This is a genomic window from Parasutterella secunda (genome assembly GCF_023336895.1).
Classification (GTDB): Bacteria; Pseudomonadota; Gammaproteobacteria; order Burkholderiales; family Burkholderiaceae_F; genus Aphodousia; species Aphodousia faecalis.
Map to the genome: position 1 here is coordinate 215,041 of NZ_JAMBLT010000003.1, position 24,652 is coordinate 239,692.

23 protein-coding genes and 1 pseudogene are annotated in these 24,652 nt (G+C 48.7%); 14 read left to right on the top strand and 10 right to left on the bottom strand.

The genetic code is table 11. The features are described 5' to 3' along the window. Nucleotides 1-5: 5 nt before the first annotated feature. The 4 genes from nth to fdxA form a co-directional block, all read right to left on the bottom strand. Entirely contained in the window at nt 6-650 is a 645-nt protein-coding gene (gene nth / locus M3080_RS05000; protein WP_249092156.1) for an endonuclease III, read from the bottom strand. Continuing rightward, the gene (locus M3080_RS05005) at nt 647-1,222 is read right to left on the bottom strand and encodes an RnfABCDGE type electron transport complex subunit B (protein ID WP_249092157.1); all 576 of its coding nucleotides are present in this window, start codon (nt 1,220-1,222) and stop codon (nt 647-649) included. Before M3080_RS05005 ends, nth begins: the two co-directional genes overlap by 4 nt. 6 nt (nt 1,223-1,228) lie before the next feature. Then, nucleotides 1,229-1,999, bottom strand: a complete 771-nt coding sequence (locus M3080_RS05010) for a ferredoxin--NADP reductase (RefSeq protein WP_249092158.1) — start codon at nt 1,997-1,999, stop codon at nt 1,229-1,231. A gap of 72 nt (nt 2,000-2,071) precedes the next feature. Next, entirely contained in the window at nt 2,072-2,398 is a 327-nt protein-coding gene (fdxA, locus tag M3080_RS05015; RefSeq protein ID WP_022473264.1) for a ferredoxin FdxA, read from the bottom strand. Between the two features lie 110 nt (nt 2,399-2,508). Between fdxA and pncB the strand changes: the two genes are divergently transcribed. From pncB to M3080_RS05040, 5 genes are all read left to right on the top strand, one after another. After that, entirely contained in the window at nt 2,509-3,675 is a 1,167-nt protein-coding gene (gene pncB, locus M3080_RS05020) for a nicotinate phosphoribosyltransferase (protein ID WP_022473265.1), read from the top strand. A 101-nt stretch (nt 3,676-3,776) separates the two neighbouring features. Further along, nucleotides 3,777-5,162, top strand: a complete 1,386-nt coding sequence (locus M3080_RS05025; RefSeq protein ID WP_428982292.1) for a sodium:proton antiporter — start codon at nt 3,777-3,779, stop codon at nt 5,160-5,162. 190 nt (nt 5,163-5,352) lie between these two features. Continuing rightward, entirely contained in the window at nt 5,353-6,723 is a 1,371-nt protein-coding gene (locus tag M3080_RS05030) for a DEAD/DEAH box helicase (protein ID WP_249092159.1), read from the top strand. A 151-nt stretch (nt 6,724-6,874) separates the two neighbouring features. Continuing rightward, a complete protein-coding gene (locus tag M3080_RS05035; protein WP_249092160.1) occupies nt 6,875-8,998 on the top strand; it encodes a RelA/SpoT family protein in 2,124 nt (707 codons plus the stop codon). 10 nt (nt 8,999-9,008) lie between these two features. Next, on the top strand, nt 9,009-9,224 hold the full coding sequence (locus tag M3080_RS05040; RefSeq protein WP_249092161.1) for a hypothetical protein: 216 nt from the start codon (nt 9,009-9,011) through the stop codon (nt 9,222-9,224). Between the two features lie 57 nt (nt 9,225-9,281). Here the strand turns inward: M3080_RS05040 and M3080_RS09410 are convergent. The 5 genes and pseudogenes from M3080_RS09410 to argH form a co-directional block, all read right to left on the bottom strand. Continuing rightward, nucleotides 9,282-9,473: pseudogene (locus M3080_RS09410) on the bottom strand (autotransporter outer membrane beta-barrel domain-containing protein); the annotation flags it as partial. A gap of 98 nt (nt 9,474-9,571) precedes the next feature. Then, nucleotides 9,572-9,745: an autotransporter domain-containing protein gene (locus M3080_RS05045; RefSeq protein WP_249092162.1), complete on the bottom strand. Its 174-nt coding sequence runs from the start codon at nt 9,743-9,745 to the stop codon at nt 9,572-9,574. A 97-nt stretch (nt 9,746-9,842) separates the two neighbouring features. Continuing rightward, nucleotides 9,843-11,507 (bottom strand): carbon starvation CstA family protein, encoded by a 1,665-nt coding sequence (locus tag M3080_RS05050; RefSeq protein ID WP_249092163.1) that lies wholly within the window; start codon nt 11,505-11,507, stop codon nt 9,843-9,845. Between the two features lie 114 nt (nt 11,508-11,621). After that, nucleotides 11,622-12,809, bottom strand: coding sequence for an aminotransferase-like domain-containing protein (locus tag M3080_RS05055; RefSeq protein ID WP_249092164.1), 1,188 nt, complete (start codon nt 12,807-12,809; stop codon nt 11,622-11,624). Nucleotides 12,810-13,038: 229 nt separating this feature from the next. Continuing rightward, nucleotides 13,039-14,508: an argininosuccinate lyase gene (gene argH, locus M3080_RS05060; protein ID WP_249092165.1), complete on the bottom strand. Its 1,470-nt coding sequence runs from the start codon at nt 14,506-14,508 to the stop codon at nt 13,039-13,041. Nucleotides 14,509-14,786: 278 nt separating this feature from the next. On the opposite strand from argH, the gene hemC reads away from it, so the two are divergent. The 8 genes from hemC to M3080_RS05100 all read left to right on the top strand — a co-directional run bounded on the left by hemC (nt 14,787) and on the right by M3080_RS05100 (nt 22,608). Further along, nucleotides 14,787-15,719, top strand: a complete 933-nt coding sequence (gene hemC / locus M3080_RS05065) for a hydroxymethylbilane synthase (RefSeq protein ID WP_249092166.1) — start codon at nt 14,787-14,789, stop codon at nt 15,717-15,719. Nucleotides 15,720-15,729: 10 nt separating this feature from the next. Beyond that, the gene (locus tag M3080_RS05070; RefSeq protein ID WP_249092167.1) at nt 15,730-16,509 is read left to right on the top strand and encodes a uroporphyrinogen-III synthase; all 780 of its coding nucleotides are present in this window, start codon (nt 15,730-15,732) and stop codon (nt 16,507-16,509) included. A 96-nt stretch (nt 16,510-16,605) separates the two neighbouring features. Beyond that, nucleotides 16,606-17,535 carry a manganese-dependent inorganic pyrophosphatase gene (locus M3080_RS05075; protein ID WP_249092168.1) on the top strand — a complete coding sequence of 310 codons (930 nt, stop codon included), beginning with the start codon at nt 16,606-16,608 and terminating at the stop codon, nt 17,533-17,535. A gap of 68 nt (nt 17,536-17,603) precedes the next feature. Further along, nucleotides 17,604-19,022 (top strand): NAD(+) synthase, encoded by a 1,419-nt coding sequence (nadE, locus tag M3080_RS05080; RefSeq protein ID WP_249092169.1) that lies wholly within the window; start codon nt 17,604-17,606, stop codon nt 19,020-19,022. A 22-nt stretch (nt 19,023-19,044) separates the two neighbouring features. Next, nucleotides 19,045-19,383, top strand: coding sequence for a P-II family nitrogen regulator (gene glnK, locus M3080_RS05085; RefSeq protein WP_022473278.1), 339 nt, complete (start codon nt 19,045-19,047; stop codon nt 19,381-19,383). Nucleotides 19,384-19,632: 249 nt separating this feature from the next. Further along, entirely contained in the window at nt 19,633-20,670 is a 1,038-nt protein-coding gene (locus M3080_RS05090; protein WP_249092170.1) for a hypothetical protein, read from the top strand. Nucleotides 20,671-20,745: 75 nt separating this feature from the next. Further along, nucleotides 20,746-21,741 carry a helix-turn-helix transcriptional regulator gene (locus M3080_RS05095; RefSeq protein ID WP_022473280.1) on the top strand — a complete coding sequence of 332 codons (996 nt, stop codon included), beginning with the start codon at nt 20,746-20,748 and terminating at the stop codon, nt 21,739-21,741. A 15-nt stretch (nt 21,742-21,756) separates the two neighbouring features. After that, a complete protein-coding gene (locus tag M3080_RS05100) occupies nt 21,757-22,608 on the top strand; it encodes a metallophosphoesterase family protein (RefSeq protein ID WP_249092171.1) in 852 nt (283 codons plus the stop codon). A gap of 23 nt (nt 22,609-22,631) precedes the next feature. Here the strand turns inward: M3080_RS05100 and M3080_RS05105 are convergent, their stop codons facing one another. Further along, complete coding sequence (locus M3080_RS05105; protein WP_249092172.1) at nt 22,632-23,843, bottom strand: AI-2E family transporter; 1,212 nt, start codon at nt 23,841-23,843, stop codon at nt 22,632-22,634. A gap of 134 nt (nt 23,844-23,977) precedes the next feature. Here M3080_RS05105 and M3080_RS05110 point away from each other — a divergent pair, with 134 nt between their 5' ends. Then, nucleotides 23,978-24,562 carry an NUDIX domain-containing protein gene (locus M3080_RS05110; protein ID WP_346429230.1) on the top strand — a complete coding sequence of 195 codons (585 nt, stop codon included), beginning with the start codon at nt 23,978-23,980 and terminating at the stop codon, nt 24,560-24,562. Nucleotides 24,563-24,652 lie beyond the last annotated feature (90 nt).

Below are 24,652 nucleotides of genomic sequence, written 5' to 3' on the forward strand. Positions count from 1 at the left end.
GCCGATCAAGAGGCAACGGTGAGGTTCTTTTTCTTGTATTCACACAAATCCAATATCGGACAATGATCACAGTCCGGTTTGGTGGCTTTGCAGCAATAACGTCCGTGTAGCAAAAGCCAGTGATGAGAGTCCTTTTTAAAGGCCTCAGGTACAAATTTCAGCAGTTTTTTCTCGACCTCTTCGGGTGTTTTACCGGGGGCAAATCCTGTGCGGTTGCTCACGCGAAAGATATGCGTATCGACCGCGATCGTCGGATGACCGAATGCGACATTAAGTACCACATTGGCGGTTTTGCGGCCGACTCCCGGTAAACTCTCCAAGGCCTCTCGGTCATCGGGCACGACGCCACCAAATCGATCAATAAGTTGTTGGCTCAACGCGATGACGTGTTTAGCCTTATTGCGATAAAGACCAATAGTCTTGATGTAGGGTGTCAGGCCTTCAACGCCCAGTTTCACCATGGCTTGCGGAGTGTTCGCTACGGGATAGAGTTTTCGGGTGGCTAAATTCACGCTTTTATCGGTTGCTTGAGCCGAAAGCACGACGGCAACCAACAGTTCATAGGGACTGGCGTATTCCAGTTCACTTTTAGGGTTGGGGCGGATGGCGGCCAACCGTTTCATAATCTCGTAGCGCTTATCTTTGTTCATTTTTTGACTCGCGAAAGGATGTCAGCCAAGAGGGCTTTTTTCTTATCGGCGGCGCTTTGTGCGCTAAGTTTGGCATTGCGTTCCGCTTCTCGCTTTTTTTCTCTTTGTAATTTTTCCCGATAGAGCCTTCTGGCTTTGAGAGCTTTTTCATGCGTCCATTCAAAAGGAGCTGGGCGCATGTCAATACAGTCGACGGGACAAGCCGTCACGCATAGTGCGCATCCTGTACACCAATCTGAAATAACGCCGTGAAGGCGCTTAGGAGCGCCCACGATTGCATTGGTAGGACAAACCGCAACGCACTTTCGACAGCCGATACAGGTATCGGGGTTGATGTGAGCGAGTTCAAGCGGAACTTCATGACCGTACTCGGGATCCAAGGCGATCACTTCATGACCCGTCACCTTTGCTAGTGCTTCGATGCCTTTTTGTCCGCCCGGCGCACAACGGTTGATGGGGGCCTCGCCCATGGCGATGGCCCAGGCGTAATTTCTGCAGCCGTTGTAGCCGCACTGTCTGCACTGCGTTTGAGGCAGCACGTCATCGATGGCGTCAATCAAATGTTCACTCATGAAGAATTACCAAAAATTTTCAGCCACATAGGTGCCCAGTTTCTCACCGCGGGGAGCGGTGAAACCGCGATCTTTAAGCACCTTTTTCATTGAATCAACAAAGGCAGGATTGCCGCAGATCATTGCCCGAACCCATTGAGGGGTGAGCGTAAAGCCCATTTTTTCAAAATCTCCGTCAACGATAGCCTGCGGAACACGTTTGTTAATCTCACCACATTGGGTCGGATCCGGTTCACGGGTTGTGGCGGCAATGAAACGGAAATTGACGTCTCGGCCTTGTTCGTGGACAGCTTGGGAAAAAGCGTCTGTCAGGGTGATGTCTTTAGCGCAACGAGCGCAGTGCACGACCACAACATTGTCAAACCGTTTCCATGGATTGTCTTTAACAATGGACAAAAATGCTGACAGACCGGTGCCGGAGGCAAAACAGATAAGTGTTCCGCCGGTTTCAAGCCGAGATGGAAGCATCAGGCCGTAGGCCGTGTCATCAAGATAGAGCGTATCACCCACTTTCAAATCAAAGAGTTTAGGCGTAAGCGCCCCGTTCAATACACGAGCCACATAGAAACTGATTCGATTCTCTTGGGGGTGGCTTGCGATGGAATAGGGGCGCATGAGGAAATCTTCCTCATTTTTCGGATCGCTTACCAACGCGACGCCACATCGAACGAATTGCCCGGGTTGGAAATGAAAACCTTCGGGTTTAGTTACCGAGAAAAACATCACACGATCATTGTGGTGTTCAAGTTCGGTAATGGTAACGGCATGGATGCTCATAGGCTGACCTTTAAATGACAAGCCCGAGGTGTAACTGCACAACGGGCTTGTTGAATACAGAAAATGGAAAAATTATTCCGTTTTCAGGTATTGGCGTTTGTTGGGGACGCCATGCCACTTGTCCGCATCGGCAGGACGCGGGCGCTGACGAGTGATGGAAGGCCACTTCTTGGACAATTCTGCATTAAGAGCGATAAATTCTTCCTGACCTTCAGGGACATCATCTTCGTGGAAAATAGCCTCTTCGGGGCATTCCGGCACGCAAACCGCGCAGTCAATGCATTCGTCGGGATCAATCACCAAAAAGTTGGGACCGACACGGAAGCAGTCAACAGGACACACTGCCACACAGGCCGTGTCCGTGCAATTAATACATGGGTCACAAACTACATGAGCCACAGTTTTCTCCCTACTGAAAATATTTCTGTCAACCCTCAAATTTTAACGCACTTGTTAGCGAAAAAGGCTAGACTAAAGGCATTGAAAACTTATCTGAAGGGCGGTGTATCGTGATCATTGAATCACTTCTGGACACTGATTTATATAAATTCACCATGATGCAATGCGTTTTGCATCAATTTCCGGGCGCATCGGTCGAATATCGTTTCCGTTGCCGAAACGAAGGGGTGGATTTGAGACCGTACATTGATGAGATTAAGGCAGAGGTTGATCACCTGTGCACCCTTCGATTCAAGGAAGATGAGTTGGAGTATCTCCGCTCACTTCGTTTTATTAAAGACGATTTTGTTGAATTTTTGAGTCTTTTCCAATTAAAGCGCAAATATATTGATATTTCGGAAAAGGACGGACAACTTGCAATCACCATCAAAGGTCCGTGGTTACACACGATCCTGTTTGAAATTCCGGTTTTGGCGATTGTCAACGAAACATACTTCAGGCACATCGCTCCCAACCTGGATAAGACCGAGGGTAGAAAGCGGCTTGATGCGAAAATTCAAATGATTGAAAACGAGCCTGACCGTTCCTTGATTTCTATTTCTGACTTCGGTACCCGCCGTCGTTTTTCCCGCCAATGGCAAAAAGAAGTGTTGGAAATTCTGAAAGCTCGTCTTCCGCACGAATTCGCCGGTACGAGCAACGTGCTCTATGCCAAGGAATTAAACCTTATTCCGATGGGAACGATGGCTCACGAGTATCTTCAAGCTTGCCAGGCATTGGGACCCAGACTGCGTGATTCGCAAACCTATGCTTTTGAAATGTGGGCCAAAGAATACCGAGGGGATTTGGGGATTGCTCTGACGGACGTCTATGGGATTGAGCCCTTTTTAAAAGATTTCGACATGTATTTTTGCAAGCTTTTTGACGGTGTTCGTCAAGACTCGGGGGATCCGGAAAGCTGGGGCGAGCGCATGATTGAGCACTACAAAGCCAATCGGTGCGACCCAAGGACAAAGACATTTATTTTCTCCGACAGCCTCACCTTTGAGCGCCTGATTAAGCTTTTCCGCCGCTTTAAGGGCAGAGTGAAGCTGGGCTTTGGCGTGGGAACCAACCTGACCAACGATTTAGGACCTGAGCCTTTAAATATCGTGATTAAGATGGTTCGGGCAAACGGTCAGCCTGTTGCGAAGATTTCGGATACGCCGGGTAAGAGCCTGTGTGATGACCCGAGCTATTTGGCTTACCTCAAGCAGGTTTTCGGTATGAAGACCTAGACAGCTGAAAAATTTTCATGCGTGAGCACAAAAAGTTTTATACAATCTAAAAGTTAACTTAAATCAAAAGAAAGCAAAGGAATTAACAAATGATTCATAAGATGCTTTTGGGCGCGTTTTTGGCGGTCTCTCCGATGCTCGCCAACGCGGCCGGTCTCAATGGCGCCGAGCTTTCCATCGCTTGGGCCATTCCGTTTGCCGGTATTTTGCTGAGCATTGCCTTGTGCCCGATGCTTGTGCCTCACTTCTGGCATAACCACTTCGGTAAGGTCGCTGTAGCTTGGGCCTTGTTGTGCGCTGTGCCGCTTTTTGCGGTCTATGGCGGCTCGATTGCCACCGGCGCCATCGCGCACGCCATTATCGGTGACTACATTCCGTTCATTATCTTTGTGGGTGCTTTGTTTGTGGTGGCAGGCGGCATTCATATTCGTTCTTCTTTCGAGGGAACGCCGATGATGAATGCGGCCTTTTTGTTTGCGGGTGCGTTGCTTGCCAATGTGATGGGAACGACCGGTGCGGCCATGCTCATCATTCGTCCTTTGCTCGAAGCCAATAAGAACCGCAAATACCGCATGCACACCTTTATTTTCTTCATCTTCTTGGTGGCCAATATCGGCGGCAGCCTCACTCCGTTGGGCGATCCTCCCTTGTTCTTGGGTTTCTTGCGTGGCGTTGACTTCTTCTGGACGACCGAACATCTGTTCTTGCCGATGATGTCAACGGTCCTTTTCCTGTTGGCGATTTATGTCATTTTGGATACGATCGTCTATAAGAAAGAAGATCAAAACACGATTCACTTTAAAGAAAAGGAACCGTTTAAGATCGAAGGGGCCATCAACATCCTCTTCTTGGCCGGTATCGTCGGCAGTATGCTTTTGTCCGGTTTCTGGAAGTCCGGTATCAGCTTTGAAGTGCTTCACGTTCAATTAACGCTTGAATCCATCATTCGTGATGTGCTCTTTTTGACGTTTGCCGGTTTAAGCTTGGCCTTTACGCCGAAGGTGGCCCGTGAAAGCAATCAATTCTCCTGGGATCCGATTCTTGAAGTGGCCAAGCTCTTCTTCGGTATCTTCTGCTGTATCGTCCCAGTGTTGGAAATGCTGCGCGCCGGACACGAGGGTGCTTTTGCTCCACTCGTGGCTTTGGTGACCAACGCGGACGGAACGTTCAATAACCACATGTTCTTCTGGTTAGCCGGTTCCTTGTCTTCCTTCTTGGATAACGCTCCGACCTATTTGGCCTTCTTTAATTTGGCCGGCGGCGATCCGATGCTGTTGATGAACGAAGACTCTCACACCTTGATGGCCATTTCCATGGGTTCTGTGTTCATGGGTTCAATGACCTACATCGGTAATGCGCCGAACTTCATGACGATCTCGATCGTTCAAGAACGCGGCGTGAAGATGCCGAGCTTCTTCGGTTACATGATTTGGTCCGTGGGTATCTTGGTGCCGACGTTCTTCTTGATGAATTTGTTCTTCATCTAATCAAATTCGGTTAGATACCGTCAGGAACATCTGACAAAGCAGAAGGCTTCAGGAGAAATTCTGAAGCCTTTTGCTTATTCGTGAGGTTTTCATGGAGAAAAAAGACCTTCAAAATGATAAAATCTCCGAAATTTCAAAGTGATATTGCTATTTTGAGTCAGGAAAAGACCTGATTTTTGTTGGAAAACGAATGTCTGAAAATCAAACTTTCTCTTCTTTCGGTTTGCACGAATCGTTGATGCGTGCCATCTCTGAAATGGGTTATGAAACCCCGACGCCTATTCAAATTCAAGCGATTCCCTTGGTTTTGGCGGGCAATGATGTGATGGGCGCTGCACAGACGGGAACCGGCAAGACGGCAAGCTTCGGTTTGCCGCTTTTGGAGCGTTTGATTCCGACAGCCAATAGCAGTATGTCTCCGGCGCGCCATCCGGTAAGAGCGCTCATTCTTACGCCTACGCGTGAGCTTGCCGACCAGGTGCACGAAAACCTTCAGGCCTATGCTAAGTACACCGGTTTGCGCACGGCTTGCGTCTTTGGCGGTGTCGATATCCATACACAGCAGGATGCGCTTCGCCGTGGTGTGGAAGTATTGGTGGCAACACCCGGTCGCCTGCTCGATCACGTTGAGCAGCGAAACACGGTTTTAAACCAGGTTCAGATAGTGGTATTGGATGAAGCCGACCGGATGCTTGATATGGGCTTTTTACCCGATATCTCAAAGATTTTGAAGTTGTTGCCCGAAAAGCGTCAAAGTCTGATGTTTTCGGCAACTTTTTCGCCTGAAATTAAAAGTTTGGCCGCTAACTTCTTACGAAATCCCCAATTGGTTGAAGTCGCTCGGGAAAACTCGACGGCTAAAACAATCACCCAGAAGCTCTTTGAGGTCCACAATTCTGAGAAAGTGGATGCGCTACTTGATCTTTTGGATGATGAGGTGTGCGAGGACGCTAAGAACATCTTGGTTTTTGTTAATTCCAAGATTGTCTGCAGACGTCTGGCTAGAACACTTTCTCAATATGGTATTGAAGCCGATTCCATTCACGGGGATAAAACCCAGGATGAGCGAATCAAGACATTGGAAGGCTTCAAGCAAGGCACCATTAAAGTGCTCGTGGCAACCGATGTGGCCGCACGCGGATTGGATATCGCCGATTTGCCGGTTGTGATTAATTTTGACGTGCCCTTTAACGCTGAGGATTATGTGCACCGCATTGGTCGTACAGGACGCGCGGGGATGAAGGGGCTCGCTTTAACACTGATGTGCCCGGGCGCTGATGAAAAAAACGTCGCAGCTATTGAGTCTTTAATCAAGGAACATTTCAAGCGCGTTCGCATGGATGTCTCGCCTCATCGCCGTCCGTCAAGAGGTCCGAGAAAGGTGTACACGCCGCCACCTGTGACGCCCGCATGTACAGATCCCTTTTTTGATGAGCCTTATGTTCCCAGTCAGCCGCAGGAGATCTCGGAAGCTATTGAGAAACCATTGGGTTTGGGTGCCAAAGACACGAAGAAAAAGCCTAAAGTGGCGGCTCTCTTAGGTGGTCTGATTAGACGTTAGGAAAAAGACATCAATCGACACAATTTCTTTGTCCCTTTTTGTTCGGATTGTCCCTACAATTTAATTCTGTCATTTACCTACTGGCCCGTTGAGTTCTTCTTCTGAATCAGGGAGGGACTTGGGTTTTTTAACGAATTGGCTGGGGTGTCTTATGTCTGAAGAAAAAAAAGCCGACAGTCTGCTTGCCCGGCAGCTGGCTATCCCTCTATACGGCGATAAAAAACTTTTCACCGGAGAAGCCCGCTTGGCTCATGCCGATGGCATGGCCAACATTGTTCGCGGTATTCGCGATGATGAAGAGCTGATTTCCGCCTGTTATCTTTTTGCAGTGCATGATTGCGTAGCCAATCCCGAAGAGTGGTTAAAGAACAATTTCGGCACCGGTGTGGCTGAGCTTGTCAATGAATTGCACCGCCTCATCGAATTAAATGGCAAAACCCGTCTGATGCCCGCTGAGGATGATGAAAAGGGCAGCGATAAATTGATGCTCAAAGCCCAAGATGCGCTTTTGAGAAAGATGGTTTTGGCCATGTGCCGCGATCTGCGTGTGGTGATTCTCCGACTCTCAAGCCGCCTTCAAACCCTCCGTTACTACGCCATGAAGAAAAACGATCCGGAGGGGGCTAAAGCCTACGGTGCTGACACGTTGGCGCTATACGCACCGCTTGCTAACCGCTTAGGTATCTGGCAGATCAAGTGGGAATTAGAAGATCTGTCGTTGCGTTTTACCAAGCCCGATATCTATAACGAAATCGCTCGCCAATTGGATGAAAGCCGAGAAGCCCGTTTGGCCTTCATGCGTGATGCGGTGGATAAGATTAAAGAGATGCTTGAACAAAAGGGGATTGAAGCGGAAGTTTCAGGGCGTCCCAAACACATCTATTCCATCTACAAGAAGATGGAAAGAAAGCATTTGCGCTTTGATCAGCTCTATGACGTGCGCGCGCTTCGCATCATTGTGCAAACCGTTGAGCAATGCTATGAAGTGCTTTCCATTGTCCAAGAGAATTTCCCGGGTGTCAGTTCCGAGTACGACGACTACATCTCCAACCCGAAGCCGAACGGTTACCGGTCACTGCATACCGTGATTTTGGATTCGCGTAATCGTCCGATTGAAATTCAAATCCGTACGCGTGAGATGCACGAGTACAACGAACTCGGTATGGCCGCACACTGGCGCTATAAAGAAGCCGGCAATTCGGAAAAGAGCTCCCAAAGTGCCGAAGATCAGAAAGTGGCCTGGCTTCGCCAGCTGCTTGCTTGGAGTAGTGACGTTAAACCCGAGGGTCCTCAGGGCGTAGAAGACGAACACGTGTATGTGCTCACGCCTCAAGGGCGCGTGGTGGAAATGCGAACCGGAGCCACGCCGATTGACTTTGCCTACCACTTGCATAGTGAGTTGGGGCATCGTTGTCGTGGGGCCAAGGTTAACGGTAATATGGTGCCGTTAAATTACAAGCTCAAGACCGGTGAAACGGTGGAAATTGTGGCCGCTAAAACGGGCGGTCCGAGCCGTGACTGGTTAAATCCTGAATTGGGCTTTGTTGTGACCAATCGCGCCCGGGGAAAGGTGCGTCAGTGGTTTAATCAAAAAGCGGTTGAAGAGATGGTTGACGCGGGACGAGACATCGTCGAAAAAGACATGGCGCGTCTCGGTAAAACGGCTTTTAAGCTTGAAGAACTTGCTAAGCGCTTGGGCTACGACACCGTAGAAGACCTTTTTGTCGGCGCAGCTAAAGAAGAATTTGGCTACAAGAGCATTGAAAAAGCTCTTAAGCCTCAGGAAGAAGAGAAAAAAGAACTCTTTACTTCAAAGTCCAAGGCTGAGCATGCAAAAAGCCAAGTGTTGGTTGTAGGCGTTGACTCCCTTCTGACCCAATTGGCTCGCTGCTGTCACCCGGCCCCTCCGGATAAGATCGTGGGTTTTGTCACGCGTGGCCGTGGCGTAACGATTCACCGAGCCGACTGTCCCAATATTCGCCATTTGGATGAAAAAGGGCAGGAGCGCTTAATTGAAGTGAGTTGGGGTAACGCCGAAGGCGCCGTTTTCCCGGTTGAAGTACTGGTTGTAGGCCAAAATATTCCCGGTCTTTTAAAGGACATGAGTGAAATTTTCATGAAAGAGAAAATTTCAATTGTGGGAATGAGCTCGCAAATGATCAGAGGCGATATGCATTGGCGCTTTAACGTTGAAATAACTCGCGCAGAATCTTTGAAGAAGACCTTAAAGACGATTCAGGATCTGCCCGGTGTTTATAACGCCAGAAGAACTTAATGGGGGCGTCATGCAGATTTCTTCAAAGTTATACATTCTTTTAGAGCAGGTGCTCCGTTGCCTAATCTATGTTGGGATCGGTCATACAGCTTTTGAGGTGGTCTCTATCTGGCGGGCTCCCGAAGTGTCTCACCTTTGGTACTATGGTCTTGTGGTGCCGGGGCTTTATTACCTGATTCCAATCGTTGTCTTGACGATCTTTCTTGCTATTGTGTCTAAGCGATAAAAAATCCCTGCTCAGCGTTTGAGACTGAGCAGGGGACTAGCTTAGTTGATTAAAGTCTTAGAAGCTATAACGAACGCCTAAGTTAACGCGCCAGGGTTCACTTACACCGCCTCCAGTTGTTCTGCGAACATCACCATAAACATAAGTGGTATCCGTCACATTAAAGTGGCCACCGATACCGTATTGAGTCCATGTGTCAGAGAAGTCTTCGTCATAGGTTTCCGAACCACGACGGTACGTAACATCACCATTGAGTTCATGCCAATTCGTCCTGTCAAACTATCAGTGGAATTTAACTTGCTGTCCGTTACTTGATGTGTAGCACTGATTGTCTTGAAATCAGCCTCTTAGGCGTAACCGTAGGCTACTTCAAATTGGGGTTCCAGGAAAACGCTCGGAGCCAACATGAAGCGGTGACCGGTTTCTGCAGAAATAGAGTAAGCGGTCATATCGTATTCACCGGAAGTACCGGCAATCTTTGCATCACTTTCTAATCGACCGATCTTGGCAATTAAGTCCAAATGATGACGAGCGATTTAGTCAATTAAAAACAACTAATAAAAAATCCCCAACTCCGTTAAGAGCTGGGGATTGGCAGAACTGAATGTCTAGATCAGTTTAGTTTGCTTTTTTATCCGAAAGCTTCGGCAAGCAGTGCATCACAACCATTAAAGCTAAAGCGATCAAAGCAACGGCAATGATCAATTGCAAACCGTCAACCATGAACACAAACGTTCCGGCTGAGATCGTGCCGAAAATACGCCAGACAGACATACCCAAAGCGGTCATCGTCACGCAGAACATGATTGTCATGGGGACATAAAGCATCCAGCCCTTGCGGCCCGTGGCCTTTAAGAAAACGGCCAAGCTTGTGAGCACCAAAGCAGAGAGCAATTGGTTGGCAGAACCAAAGAGCGGCCAAATGCTCATGTAACCGGCCAAGCACAAGAGGTAGCTCAACACGAGCGTGAGGATCGTGGCAAAAACAGGGTTCGTGAAAAGCTTTTGAACGCTATTCTTTTCAACGCCTTCAGGCGGAGTGAAGAGTTCTTGCAAGCTCATGCGGCCGATACGGGCCACTGCGTCCACGCTCGTTAAAGCCAAAGCGGACACGCACATCGTCATGATGCAGGCGCTCACATCGGTGGGCAGACCGAAGATTTCGGTTAAGAACGAAGCGATGGAGTTAGAGAACAATTGGAAAGGTGTGCCGGAGGGCAACACGCCGTCAGTGGCGGCAGCACACACAACGATCAAGGCCACCACGCCCAAAACCGTTTCCACGCACATGGAACCATAGCCAACCAGACGCATATCTTTTTCATTGGCAATCATCTTGGAAGACGTGCCGGAAGACACGAGGCTGTGGAAACCGGAAACAGCGCCGCAGGCAATCGTCACAAAGAGCATCGGGAAGAGGTCCAAGCCCTTGACTTCAAAGCCGACAAACGCAGGCATATTGATTTCAGGGTTTTTGATAAACACACCGATCACGCCACCCAAAATCATGCCGATCAAAAGGAACATGCTCAGGTAGTCGCGCGGTTGCTTCAAAAGCCACATTGGCATCACGGCTGCGCAAAAGAGGTAGGCAAAAACCACATAGCGCCAGGTGACAGCATCGGCATAAATCGGATTGGCGATACCGATCCAGAGCATCAAAACCATCAAAATGATGCCGACAATCAATTGTTCGGTGCCGGAGGGCTTTCTGTACTTGAGGTACAAACCGAAAGCGACAGCCACGAACATATAGAGAATAGAAATCGAAGCGGCAGCGGCGTTGGGCATGATTTCTGCGCCTTGAGCGGTAAAGCCGTTAAAGGTATTGGCCACGATGTCGCAGAAGGCGGAGATCACCAACAAGGTAAAGAGCCAGCAGAAAAGCAAGAACAATTGACGACCGGTGCGGCCGATGTATTGTTCAATCATCATGCCCATGGACTTGCCGCCGTTTTTGACGGAAGCGTAAAGGGCGGTGAAGTCTTGAACCGCACCGAAGAAGATGCAGCCGAAGATCATCCAAAGGGTGGCGGGGAGCCAACCAAACATGGCCGCGATAATCGGGCCGGTGACGGGGCCTGCGCCCGTGATGGAGGTAAATTGGTGAGAGAAAACGGTCCACTTGCTCGTGGGCACGTAATCGTTGCCGTCATTTTTCAGTTGTGCCGGCGTCTTAGCGTTGGGGTCAACGCCCCAGGTGTTTTCGAGCCACCGTGCATAGAAGCGGTAACCGACAAACAACGCCACGATTGTACAAGCCATTAAGATTAAGCCGTTCATGGTGCAGTAGTCCTATAAGTCAGAGAAAGAATGAAAAAAGCATACAAAAAGGCCGCCTATCCTTTCGCCCGATTTACCGGGCCCAGGGTAGGCAGCCTGATAAATCGGGTAGGGTCAAATTCGCAATCGAATGACTTCAGCCAAATTTTTCACGCCTTCTCTAATTCGATCGGGGTCAACCGTAACGAACGAGAGACGGAAGTGATTCTTTTCAACATTAGCGCCCGCGTAGAAAACTTCGCCGGGAACGTAGGCGACTTTCTTAGCCAAGGCGTCTTTAACCATTTCGGTGGCATTCACACCCTCGGGTAAAGTCACCCAAATAAACATACCGGCAGTGGGATGCGTCCACGTCACGCCTTCAGGCATATACTCCTTTAAGGCTTCAAGCATGGCGTTGGCGTGAGTCTTATAGCGTTCACGCACGCTCGGCAGGTGACGCACAAGCAAATCTTCGCTAAAGACTTGAGCGGAGATAAGTTGTGTAAAGGTAGACGTATGCAAGTCCATGGCTTGTTTAAGTTGAGCCACTTTATCAAGCACGTTGGCGGGCGCAATGATGTAGCCCAAACGGAAACCCGGGGCAAGAATCTTGGAAAGCGTGCCTAAACGGATAACACGTTCCGGAGCCCATTTGCGAAGAGAAGCAGGCGGTTGTTGGTCATACCACAATTCACCGTAAGGATCGTCTTCGACAAGAAGCATGTCGTATTCACGGGCTTTTTCACAAAGCAATTTACGGCGTTCTTCGGAGATCGTCAGACCGGTCGGGTTGCTGGCGGTCGGCATGACATAAGCAAACTTGGCGCCGCGGCAAACTTCTTCGGTAAATTGAGCCGGGTTTAAACCTTCTTCATCGCAAGGCAGACTGACGTAAATGGGCTCGCAAAGGTCAAAAGCTTGAAGCGCACCCATGTATGTTGGCGATTCAACCAACACTTTGTCGCCCTTATCTAAGAAAACACGAGCGATGATGTCCAAGGCTTGCTGACTGCCTGAAACAATCTGCACTTGTTCATAGTCAGTGGGGATGCCCTTTTGTGTTTCTCGGCGGGCAATTTCACGGCGAAGAGCGATTTCACCTTCAACCATGGAGTACTGCAGAGCGTGTTTGCCTTCCTTGGTGATAACTGTTTGACAGGCTTTGGCTATATCTTCAAGGGGGAAACCTTCGGGAGAGGGCAGGCCGCCGGCAAAAGAAATGACGCCTGCGGGCAACTTCAATAAATCACGAATCACGGAACTGCTGGGTTTAGAGGCGAGCGCCGACCAACGCGGCGTCGGTTCCTGAACACAAGACATAACTCACTCCTTTCACGAATATTTTTTCCCATTTTCTCAAATTGTTGACAAATCTTTATAAGCTAAATCACTTATGAAACGAATGAAGTTTCTTAAATATAGGTGTCTCTGCTTAGGTGTTCTTGCGACAAAAAGGAGGTTTTTAGGTAATTGTGCGTAATTGCTTGAAAGGCAAGAAAATAGCCACCGATACGTTTGCATCGGTGGCTATCGTTTCTAAGGTTTGTTTTTAGCAGGTAAGGAGATCAGCTAAACGCTTTTGTTTAGGTTCAGCGTGACGCTTTTCAAAAATGTCTGCCCAACGAGCCACTTGGTGCTTGACTTGGTTCGGAGCCGTAGCGCCGACGTGATCACGGGCGGCAATACTGGCTTCGAGCTTCAAAGCCTTTTCGTAGACGTCTTCTTCGATGAGATCGCTAAAGCCCTTGAGCTCTTCGAGCGTCAGTTCAGCCAAATCGCAACCGCGATTGCTGGCAAGTTTCACAACGGAACCCACAACGTCATGAGCTTCACGGAAGGGCAAGCCCTTTTTCGTGAGATAGTCAGCCAAGTCGGTTGCGGTCGGATAACCAGCCTGTGCGGCTTTCTTCATTTCTTCACGATTGGGGGTGACGCCCGGCATCATTTCGATAAAGGCGCGCAATGTGTCCTTGACCGTGTCAATGGCGTCAAACACCGGTTCTTTATCTTCCTGGGTGTCCTTGGCGTAGGCAAGCGGCAAGCCCTTCATCAAAACGGTGAGGCTGATCAAGTCGCCTGCCACACGGCCGGCCTTGCCACGAGCGGTTTCTGCCACATCGGGGTTTTTCTTTTGAGGCATGATGGAAGAGCCCGTCGTGAAGCGATCGGGCAGCATCATGAATTTGAACCGTTGGCTCATCCAGTAGATGAGTTCCTCGGACAGACGAGAAATGTGCATCATGATCAGTGAGGCTGCGGCGGTAAATTCAATACAGAAGTCGCGGTCACTGACTGCATCGAGCGAATTTTGCATCACGGCTTCAAAGCCTAAAAGTTCTGCCGAGTAATTGCGGTCGATGGGGTAGGTGGTGCCGGCAAGTGCGGCAGCGCCCAACGGAGACTGATTGACACGGCGGCGAAGGTCGATCAAACGCGTTCTGTCGCGTTCAAACATTTCCACATAGGCAAGCAGATGGTGGCCAAGCGTGACGGGCTGAGCAACCTGCATGTGAGTGAAGCCCGGCATGATGGTGTCCGTTTCTTTGGCGGCTAAATGGACAAGCACTTCTTGAAGCTGACCGACCAAATCCGTGATCGTGTCAATTTCTTCGCGCATGTAAAGACGCATGTCGGTGGCCACTTGGTCGTTACGGGAACGCCCCGTGTGCAAACGCTTGCCGGCGTCGCCCACTAATTGAGTCAAACGTGCTTCAACGTTTAAGTGAACGTCTTCAAGTTCCAATTTCCACTCAAATTTTCCGGATTGGATTTCTTCGATGATTTGCTTCATGCCGCGTTTAATATCGGCCAAGTCTTCATCATGGAGCACGCCGCACTTGTTCATCATTGTGGCGTGAGCGATGGAGCCCGCGATATCGGCAAGGGCCATGCGCTTATCAAAATCAACGCTTGCCGTGTAACGCAAAACAAAATCAGCAACCGGTTCGGAGAAACGACCCGACCATGCCTTTTTCTTTTGGGCAAGGGGATCAAGGTGTTCATTGGCAACAGTAGTCATTTTTATTTCTCACCGTATGGAAAAACAGATAACTCGGAATTGTACGCAATTCAATTCCTGATATTGGTGGCGTAAAAGTACTTTTTTACTTTTTCTAAATGAAAATACTAATAAAATCAATTGATTAAGAGTGTTATTGTCGACAAAAAAGAGGAAAATGTCGTTGGATCGGCTCATAATGGGTGACAAAAACCGAAAAAGAGTGTTTTTCTCAGCTCTTTTTAAGAAAAACGTGTCAAAATCGCCCATCATTAATAAATGGATTGAAGGAATAACTCATGTCTGATTCGATCATCATTGCCACCCGAGAAAGCCCGTTGGCCCTTTGGCAGGCAGAACATGTTCAGGCTCTTTTGCGTGAGCGTTATCCGGAAAAAGACGTCAAGCTTTTGGGCATGACAACCAAGGGTGACCAAATTCTCGATAAAACGTTATCAAAAATCGGCGGCAAGGGTTTGTTTGTCAAAGAGCTGGAAGTAGCCATGCAAGAAGGCTCCGCTCATTTGGCTGTGCATTCTCTTAAAGATGTTCCGATGGAGTTGCCCGAAGGTTTTGTTCTGGCAGCTGTGAGTAGCCGTGAGGATCCCCGAGACGCTTTCGTGAGCCCTCGTTATGAAACGCTTGAAAGCATGCCCGCAGGGTCCGTCGTGGGCACGGCAAGCCTTAGACGTGAATTAATGCTTCGCTCCAAGTTCCCGCATCTGGTTGTCAAGCCCGTTCGCGGTAACGTTGGTACACGATTGCGCAAGTTGGATAGCGGCGAATACGATGCGCTGATCATGGCAAGCGCCGGGCTCAAGCGTTTAGGTTTAGAAGAACGTATTCGTGAAATTATCAGCGATGAAATTTCTCTGCCGAGTCCCGGCCAAGGAGCACTGGGGCTTGAATGTCTGGCCGATGATGAAAAAACGCGTGAGGCCGTTGCCTTTATCAATGATGAGCAAACACGCGCCTGTTGCTTGGCTGAACGCGCCGTCAGCCGTGCTCTCGGTGGCTCCTGCCAGGTGCCCCTCGCGGCCTATGCGACCATTACCGATTCAACCATGCGACTTCGCGCCCTAATCGGTGACCACACAACGGGTGAATTGGTGGCGACCGAACAAACAGGTCCTTGGACGGAATATGAGCGTTTAGCCTCAGAGGCGGTTGAGGCTCTTTTAAAACAAGGCGCAAGGCGTTATATTGAAAAGTTGTTGACCAATCAGCATTAAAACGTAAAACATGATTCATTATCAAAAACCGATCATCCTGATGCGTCCGGGCGCTCCTAATGATCGTTTGGCCGAGCGTCTTGGCAAGCTCGGCATGAATGTCTGGAAGTGGCCGGCTTTTACCATTTTGCCGCCCGAGGAACCGGAACGGGTCAAAGGGAGATTGTCTGATTTAACCAAATTTGACATGGTGCTTTTGGCCAGTCCGTCGGCGGTTGCGGCCAGCGCCGTTTATGTAAAAAAATGGCCCGAGCACATTACGCTTACCACCATTGGCTCTGGCACTGCCCGGGTAATCCGTGCAGCCTGGGGGCCCGATACCCCAGTGCTTTATCCTGAGGGTGAAACGTTTGAGTCCGGTTCTGAGCGACTTTTTGAACTTTTGAAAAGTCGGGGATTTCCCTCCCGAGTGCTCATTGTCCGCGGACAAGTCGGCCGTGAGTGGCTTCGTGAACAATTAATGGCTCACGGAACCGATGTAGAGGTTTTGCCTGCATATCAAAGGGCGCCCTTGGAACTGTCGACCGCCGAGCTTGATAAATTACAGTCGTCCATTTCAGGACCGGCTCCGATTGTCTACTTAACCAGTACGGACGCAGTCGGTGTTTTGATGCATGCTGTTAAAACAATTCCCGGTGCGCTGGAATGGCTTCAAAAGGGATTTATCCTCACCATTCATCCTAGACCTAAAGCTCAGCTTGAAGAGGTGGGTTTCAGAAATGTCGCGCTTGTATCCGCTAAGGATGAAAAGGTGCAGGAAGCTATCCAAAAACTTTTAAGCATCGTTTAGCTTGAAGGAATTTTTTATTAAAATACTTCGAATGTGCTTGGATATTTCAATTGAAAATATCCGGCGTTGATGAAATTTAAAACAGAGGATTAAACAATGTCCGCATGGATTTTAGGTCATAAGAACCCTGACAGTGACAGCATTATTTCGGCTATTGCCTGTGCCGATCTGTACCGTCAAAGAGGTCTTGATGTTGAAGCTGTTGCCCAGGGCAAACCGGCTCCCGAAACCGCTTTTATTTTGGATCGTTTTGGTTTGACGGCTCCGGAAGTTGTTACCAGTGTGGCCGGTCACGATCTCTATCTTGTTGACTTTTCCGATAAAGCCCAAGCTCCCGCTGATATTGACCAATGCAATCTCAAGGGGATTGTGGATCACCATAAGCTCGGCGATGTGACAAGCTCTTCTCCGATTGAAGCCGTCATTATGCCCGTTGGCTGCACTTGCACGATTTTAAAGCGCATGTATGACTACTTGGGTTTGACGGTTCCGGCCAATGTGGCCGGCGCCATGCTTTGCGCCATTTTGTCTGATACGGTGATCTTTAAGTCGCCGACATGCACACAGGCGGACAAGGAAGCTGCCGCTCAGTTGGCTGAAATTGCCGGCGTGCAGGATATTGAAGCTTTGGGCATGGAACTCTTTACCGCTAAGAGCGCTGTCAAGGGCGTTGCTCCGCGCGATTTGATTTTCCGTGACTTCAAGGACTTTAATATGAACGGCACCAAGGTGGGTGTCGGTCAGCTTGAATTGGTTTCGCTTGACTTGGTGGCTGACATGAAGGCTGAGATCGAAGCTGAGTTGGCTCGCGTGAAGTCTGAAGAAGGTCGTCATACGGCCATGCTGTTATTGACCGACATTATGAAGGAAGGTTCTGAATTGTTGATGGCTTCTGATGATCCCGCCAAGATCGCGACCGCCTTTGGTCAGGATCCTGCTTTGTTGCAAAAGGGCAATTTGTGGCTTGACGGCGTGATGAGCCGTAAAAAACAAGTTGTGCCCGCACTTGAAGCTGCTTTCCGCTAATCGGTAGAGGCAATTGAAAGGTCGGGGATCGTTTCTTCGTTTCCCGGCCTTTTTTGTTTGAGGCTCACATGATTTATATCCACGCTTATCCATTTCGAGTTGATGATCCGGAACGAAACACCCGGCAGATGACGGCTTTGGCTCGAAGCAAAAATTTAAAGGCGGGCGACGTACTGCTGTTTCCATTTCAGGCCTTAACGGGGACTGTTCAGGAGTTCTGGAACACGCGGCCTGAAAACCGAAGCCGAAATGCGCATTGGTTAAGTAAATTAGCCGCATCCCTCATTCATTCAGAGGCTGAAATTATTGTTCCCGCTGTTATGCCTGAAGGATTGGGGGTTTTAAGCCTTAAAAAGGGGCAAATCAAAAGTTTGGACTTTGAATGGATAAAAGGAGGCGTTGCCGTTAAAGCCGAACGTTCGGGGCTTGATTACGATCTTAATTTCAGAAGTGCGGCGGTTGGTGAGGCTTTTGAGGAAACCGATTCCAACAATTTAATTGTGGTTGACGGACAAGGATTTAGCGATGGCTGCGTTTGGCTTGGTCAATGCAAGGTTGTGAAAAACGGTCGCACGAGAGCCAATTACATGGCCTATCCCGAAGCTTTTACTGAGCAAGACGGAAAAGTAAGTTGGCTTGATAGCCACCATGAACGTTTTGCCGCCATGCAAATGGCCTTAAAACTTTACATGCAGCGCGGACACTTTGAAAAAGTCTCTCTTGGTTTGTCCGGAGGGCTTGATAGTGCGGTGGTGGCGGCTTTGGCTGTGAGTGTGGTAGGAGCTGAAAACGTCAATGCCTACATATTGCCTTCTCGCTTTACGAGCGAGGAAAGTTTTTCGGATGCTCGGGCGCTTGCGCAAAATTTAGGTCTCAAATTGCGAGAGCTCAGCATCACGCCTGCGGTTGATCTGATCGCGCAAACTGCAGAACGTTATGTTCCCTATTGGGGCAATAAAGGTTTGATGCAGGAAAATATTCAAGCCCGTGTCAGAGGATTGCTCTTGATGGCGGTCAGCAACGCGGATCGTTCCCTTGTACTCAATACCGGCAACAAAAGCGAGTTGGCCGTGGGCTATTGCACTCTCTACGGTGACATGGTCGGAGGCTTAGCGCCCCTATCAGATATTTACAAATCCGATCTCTATAAACTCTGTGATAACGTTGAATACCTGAGAAGAGTCATTCCCAAAACAATTCTCACCAAGGCGCCGACCGCGGAGTTGCGAGAAAATCAAAAAGACGAAGATTCTTTACCGCCCTACGAAGTTCTTGATGCTGTGCTTAAAGACATGCTGGAGGGGAGAGCCGATGGTAAGAAGCTTCGTAAAAAATACGGATCCGATTTGGCAGTACGCGTGACGAAGCTCGTCATGGGGGCTCGCTTTAAACACGCTCAGGCTCCTCAAGGTGTGAAATTATCGGATTGCCCGTTGAAAGGATTGCCGGATTCTTTCTTTGAGGGCCTTTTGCCCAAACAGTTTTAGTTGAAATTGAGAAGGAGTTGTTGTGAAACAAGTCGTTGCCATTATTAAACCGTTTAAGCTCGATGATGTCCGCGAGGCATTGTCCGATGTCGGCGTTCAAGGGCTTACCGTGACGGAAGTCAAGGGATTTGGCCGCCAAAAGGGTCACTCGGAGCTCTATCGTGGGGCAGAGTATATGGTGGACTTTTTACCGAAAGTCAAAATCGAAGCCGTCATGAGTGAAGACTTAGTCGATCAGGCGGTAGAGGCCATATTAAAGGCTGCCCGTACCGGAAAGGTCGGCGATGGGAAGATTTTCGTTTTTGATGTCGAACAGGTTATCCGCATCCGCACGGGAGAGACAGACGAAGCGGCTGTTTGACAAAAGGCTCATTTTTAGAGCTTTGATACGTTATTAAATTCGGTTAGTGGCGGTTTTTTGATTTTTATCATAGAAAATCGCCATTATTTTTTTGTAAACTCCCAGTCACTGCCACAGTAGTTAATTTTGGGTTTTATCCGTTTTTTTGGGTTTGTAGGAAGACGATGGGAGTGAGGCAGTCATCAGAAGTGCATGAGGTCAATGCACACTTTTTTCAAACCACAATTGACCGATCAATGGGGTTTGAAAATGTCTTTTCAGTCAGTTTCCTTTCTTCAAGCAAGTTTTTATTACACGCCGATTTTTTCCCGTACTTTGGTTCATCCGGTTTCTCTTTCCGTGGGTTCGCCCGATGGCAGAAGTTGGAAGACCGTCAATGATGAAATTTTTTCTTCGGTGGGCTCAAAAACATTGCTCAATTTGGTTGCTTCTGAACTTCGGCGTGAACTGAGAAAAGTTGCCTTTGAATACATTAACGGATGGGTTTTTCATACTAAAAACGCCTTGTACGTAAAGGAACTGTTGCAAAATGCGAGTAAACGCTTTGCGCAAATTCGAGACGGTATTTTTGCTGAAGAAACCAAAAGAAGTTTAGAAACGCTTTTTGTCGCAGATCCTCGTTACCAGGCCAGATTGAGTACAAGAGATGACATAAACGAAGCCGTCGAAGAAGTTTTACGACGCGTTCTTTCCCAATGTCGCCTCACTTGGGAACTCGGTTTATTTTCTTCTTCCGACCGGCGTTCATTCGGTATCCGATTGATGGTTTTGATGCAGGATCATCTCTACGAGTACTTAAGCCAAAAAGATGAGGAGTCGATGATGAGTTCAAGTCACTTTCATCACTTTGATTCCTTTTTATCGATTCTTGAACAATTCAAAGGAGTCGATACTCGATCTGACAAGGCATTGTGCGACTATGAGGCGGCACTTCAATGTTTGCCCGATGATGGATCATCGTTATACGGCGGAGGATTGAAGGAGTTTTGGCAGGAACTGACCCGATTGGGTGAGTATCTCAATGGGGAATTGGAAAAAGACTTCTTTGAAGAGCCCTCGTTAAACGATGATTTTGATGAAGACTCTCTTTTTTGGGAAATACAGTCTGAGGAAGTGATCAATGATGTTGTAGAACTGGATCAGTGTGACATTGATGTCGGAACCGGTTTGGGTTGGGATAGTACTTCCAATGATTCAATATCCACGGTGACCGATACTTTTGATTTGGGTTTTTCGTCAATTGAAAACTTTCAACTTGAGCCCTCTCCCAGTGTTTTGTGTCGCTAAAGAAGAAAAAAGTTTGAGAATTAGCTCAAAAATAGATACCATACAAAATCACATTAAATTTTTTGGGTGCATACGATGGATTTCAAAGTTCGATTGATGAAAATGGATCGCCTCATCAGCGAAAAAGGCGTGGTGACTTTTGAAGAATTGCAGCGCGCAACCGGCGCGGCCCCGGCAACGGTCAAGCGCGATATTCGTTACATGCGCGAGGAACTGAAGGCGCCGATTACGTTTTCGAGAATTCGCGGCGGGTATTTGTTTGCTAAAAATCGCGCCGAAGCCAAGCGTGATGACTTCTACGACAGACGTTCCATGTGGTTTACGCCCGATGAGCTTTACTGCATGGTGAAAACGCTCAATGACTTTTCTGAACTTGAAAAGAACCGCAAGGGGTATTTGACTAAAGAATTGCGTCAAATGGCCTCTCGAATCCGCTCAAGCATGTTTGTGGATCAAGCCGATGCTGATGAATTATTAAAGCGGGTGCAAATCCATGAACCTCAGAGAAAACCCATCGTGAGCGACACGTTTGAAGTGATTGGTCAAGCATTGGTTCATCGTCAAAGAGTCCGTATTGTCTACTACTCAGAAAGCAAAAAAGAGGAAACGCGTCGTGTCGTCAGTCCCATGCGTTTGAATTACTACCGCAATCGGTGGTACTTGGACGCGTGGTGTCACGAAAGGGGAGCTCTCAGAAGCTTTAACGTAGAAAATATCCGCTATGCGGATATCATGCAGATGGGCGTGAAGGTTGTACCGATGAAAACGGTTGAAGCCGAGCTTGATCGTTATTACGGCATGTATCGATCGGGCGATCTGCAATGGGCACGCATTCGCTTTGCGGGGGCGGCATCAAAAATCGCCAGTCAAGTGGTTTGGCATCCGGATCAAATGGAACTTTGGCTCAAAGATGATCTTTATGAACTCACGATTCCTTATTCCGGCAACAGCCCTGAATTGGTCGGCGATATTTTGCGCTACGGCCCTGCTGCCAAAGTGGTGGAACCGGAGAGCTTGAAAGATCAGGTTCGTGAGGCTTTAGAGGCTTCTTTGAAAAATTATTCCAAGTGATAGACGGAGAGAGTCGTGACTTTTCGTCGTTCTTATCACTATCGTCACAAACCGCGTGAACCGCATGCAAAGACACCTTCAGCCAAGGTGTCTCCGGAGCAGGTCGCTGAAGAAATTTTCTTTTGCGGTGATCCTCACGGTTCATTTGATCATATTTTGCAGGCAGCCAAGGAGCATCGTCCAAAAGCGATGGTCATCTTGGGCGATCTGCAGCCTCCGGCTCCTTTGCATGAGGTTTTGGCCGATATACTGAGCTTTGTCGAAGTCTGGTGGATTCCCGGCAATCATGATACGGACAATGATCTTTTCTACGATAGGCTCTGGCGAAGCGAATTGGCCGGTCACAACCTTCACGGTCGAGTAGCGCTGGTCAATGGAGTTCGTATCGCCGGTTTGGGCGGTGTATTCCGTGGTCAAATCTGGATGCCTCCCCAGGCGCCCAACTATATGTCGGCAGGGGCTTTCATTCGTCGTATCGGTCGAGGCAATATGTGGCGTGGGGGGCTGCCCAGAAGACATCGCACGTCGATTTTCCCATCCACGTACGATAACCTGATGGATCATAAAGCGGATGTCCTGGTTACGCACGAAGCCCCGGGTTGTCACAGGAAAGGTTTTTTAGCGATTGATCAGTTGGCTAAAAAGCTACAGGTGAAATATCTCTTTCATGGCCATCAGCATGAAGACCGCCACTATCCGACGTATTACGGTTTTACGCCTCGCGGTGTGGGCTACAGGGGAATCGTCAATTTAAGAGGCGATGATATCGTGCCGGCCCAGATTGATCCGCGTGAGGCGATGGAATACGCCGAGCAAGCTCAATCGCTTGAACATTACGAAAGACTCATGTTTAAACGCCTGGGCTAAAAGCCACAGGCGTTTAAAAGAGATTATTTGTGCTTGCCGTTGGGAAAGCTCTTCGGATGGTTTCGGCGCGGTGCCGTTTTGTTGGTTTTGACTGACGGGGTGATTGTCTTTTTCACATCCGGCGCCTTATGAGCTGGTTCCTCATCATCGAATTTCGGCATGGCAAACGTGATAGAAACGTCTTTGGCAATACGCTTGCGTGCCTTTTGCGATAGCCACGTTTTCACCATGGCAACGCCCACAGCCAATAACACCGGGCCCAAAATAAGACCTAAGAAACCGAAGGCTATAACACCGCCGAACACACCAAGAAATACGAGCGACAAAGGTAGCGGCGTACCTCTTGCGATCAACAACGGTTTTAAGAAGTTATCAACACTTGCCACCACCAAAGTACCCCAGGCAACCATGAATAGCGCCAGGCCGATTTCTCCTTGGGCGTACAACCAGATAGCGACCGGACCCCAGACTAAAGGCGGACCAATTGGCACAACGGACAGAATGAAAACCGCCACGGACAAAAGCAGAGTGCCGGGAGCGCCGACAATAATAAAGCCGATACAGGCGGCAAGACTTTGTCCGGCAGCCGTTCCTACAATGCCGTAAACCACGCTCCGGGTAGTGCTTACAAGAATGTGGGAAAGTTCGTTACTGAGATCACCGGAGACTTTCTCCAGAAAATCGTTAGCCCGGCTTGCCAGCGCATCGCCGTCTCTATAAAAGAAGAAGGCGATGAAGGCAACGAGTGCCATTTGTACAAGGCCGTTGCCTAATGAAAGAGCGATGGTAAAGACTTCGCGCGTGATCGGGTCAATCATCTTGCGCATGAGATCGGCCAAGGCTTGCGGTTGGAAAACAATCGCCATTTGACTGTAGAGCCAAGTACCGATGACAGGGATTTCTTTAAGCCAGAGAGGGGCGCTGATTGTGCGGATATATTCGGTAATACCGGAAATCGCCGATGGAAGTTGCTGAGCAACGGCTGCCGACAGGAACATCATCGGGATAATCAAGCACACGACAAGCAGCGTCACCATCAAAAATGCAGCCGGTGTCGGTCTGTTGCCCATATTGGTTTTAAACCGTGCAAACAATGGCCAACTGACCACGGTAACAATAGCGGCAATGGTGATGGCTGTTAAAAAGGGTCTGACGACGAAATAACATCCGATCGCGATGGCGGATCCGAAAAGAATACGGATCAAAATGTCGATGCGGTCTCTGAGGTTAAGCATTTGTTTTTGCTTTAAATCGGGCGAACAACACAGCCACTAGTCTAAACGAAAATTGTTTTGTTAGTGCAGGCTAAAGCGGCGCTGATTAAAATTTTCTTGTCCGTTGTCATAGTTTTTCAGAGGAATCTTCAGACATGCCCAAAGTAACCGACGAAATGATTGCAGCCGTTCGAGAAACAAAAACAATGACAGAGCGGGTGTTTGACGGTCATTTTTTGCATATTGACCGTGACACAGTGACAACCGCAACCGGTTTGGTCCGTAGCCGTGAATACATTCGTCATCCGGGGGCCTCGGTCATCATCGCCTTATTTGACGATGAAACGATACTTTTGGAATTTCAGTGGCGTCAGCCCTGCGAAAAGGCATTCTGGGAGTTGCCTGCTGGAAAACTCGATCCCAATGAAAAAGCCTCGGTTTGCGCCAGACGCGAACTTGAAGAAGAAACGGGTTATCAGGCTGATCAATGGTATTACCTCGGACGCATCCATAATGCGATCGGGTACTCGGACGAGCATCTTGAGTTTTTCTTAGCCAAGGGGTTAAAGGCTGGTGATCGTCATCTTGATGAAGGGGAATGTCTGGAAGTGTATCGGCTGCCGTTTAAAGAAGTCAAAGAAATGACGCTTAACGGGGATATCACTGACGTAAAGACGATTATCGGGGTATTTTGGCTGGAAAAATACCTCAAAGGTGAAATGGCCGTCCAGGCTTGCTAACACTCGACAAATTCCTGCTATTTGTCGACTATGGAAGAGTTTGAGATGGCTCAAACTTTTGCCTGTTCAGGCGTTGCGATTTCCAATAAA

Bases quoted from the DNA above. Each gene is read 5' to 3' on its own strand.
- hemC (WP_249092166.1), top strand. From the start codon at position 14,787: ATGTCTGATTCGATCATCATTGCCACCCGAGAAAGCCCGTTGGCCCTT.
- M3080_RS05110 (WP_346429230.1), top strand. From the start codon at position 23,978: ATGCCCAAAGTAACCGACGAAATGATTGCAGCCGTTCGAGAAACAAAA.
- M3080_RS05025 (WP_428982292.1), top strand. From the start codon at position 3,777: ATGCTTTTGGGCGCGTTTTTGGCGGTCTCTCCGATGCTCGCCAACGCG.
- M3080_RS05105 (WP_249092172.1), bottom strand. From the start codon at position 23,843: ATGCTTAACCTCAGAGACCGCATCGACATTTTGATCCGTATTCTTTTC.
- M3080_RS05070 (WP_249092167.1), top strand. From the start codon at position 15,730: ATGATTCATTATCAAAAACCGATCATCCTGATGCGTCCGGGCGCTCCT.
- M3080_RS05055 (WP_249092164.1), bottom strand. From the start codon at position 12,809: ATGTCTTGTGTTCAGGAACCGACGCCGCGTTGGTCGGCGCTCGCCTCT.
- M3080_RS05035 (WP_249092160.1), top strand. From the start codon at position 6,875: ATGTCTGAAGAAAAAAAAGCCGACAGTCTGCTTGCCCGGCAGCTGGCT.
- nadE (WP_249092169.1), top strand. From the start codon at position 17,604: ATGATTTATATCCACGCTTATCCATTTCGAGTTGATGATCCGGAACGA.
- M3080_RS05050 (WP_249092163.1), bottom strand. From the start codon at position 11,507: ATGAACGGCTTAATCTTAATGGCTTGTACAATCGTGGCGTTGTTTGTC.
- M3080_RS05095 (WP_022473280.1), top strand. From the start codon at position 20,746: ATGGATTTCAAAGTTCGATTGATGAAAATGGATCGCCTCATCAGCGAA.
- argH (WP_249092165.1), bottom strand. From the start codon at position 14,508: ATGACTACTGTTGCCAATGAACACCTTGATCCCCTTGCCCAAAAGAAA.
- M3080_RS05010 (WP_249092158.1), bottom strand. From the start codon at position 1,999: ATGAGCATCCATGCCGTTACCATTACCGAACTTGAACACCACAATGAT.
- M3080_RS05005 (WP_249092157.1), bottom strand. From the start codon at position 1,222: ATGAGTGAACATTTGATTGACGCCATCGATGACGTGCTGCCTCAAACG.
- M3080_RS05040 (WP_249092161.1), top strand. From the start codon at position 9,009: ATGCAGATTTCTTCAAAGTTATACATTCTTTTAGAGCAGGTGCTCCGT.
- M3080_RS05090 (WP_249092170.1), top strand. From the start codon at position 19,633: ATGTCTTTTCAGTCAGTTTCCTTTCTTCAAGCAAGTTTTTATTACACG.
- nth (WP_249092156.1), bottom strand. From the start codon at position 650: ATGAACAAAGATAAGCGCTACGAGATTATGAAACGGTTGGCCGCCATC.
- M3080_RS05075 (WP_249092168.1), top strand. From the start codon at position 16,606: ATGTCCGCATGGATTTTAGGTCATAAGAACCCTGACAGTGACAGCATT.
- M3080_RS05030 (WP_249092159.1), top strand. From the start codon at position 5,353: ATGTCTGAAAATCAAACTTTCTCTTCTTTCGGTTTGCACGAATCGTTG.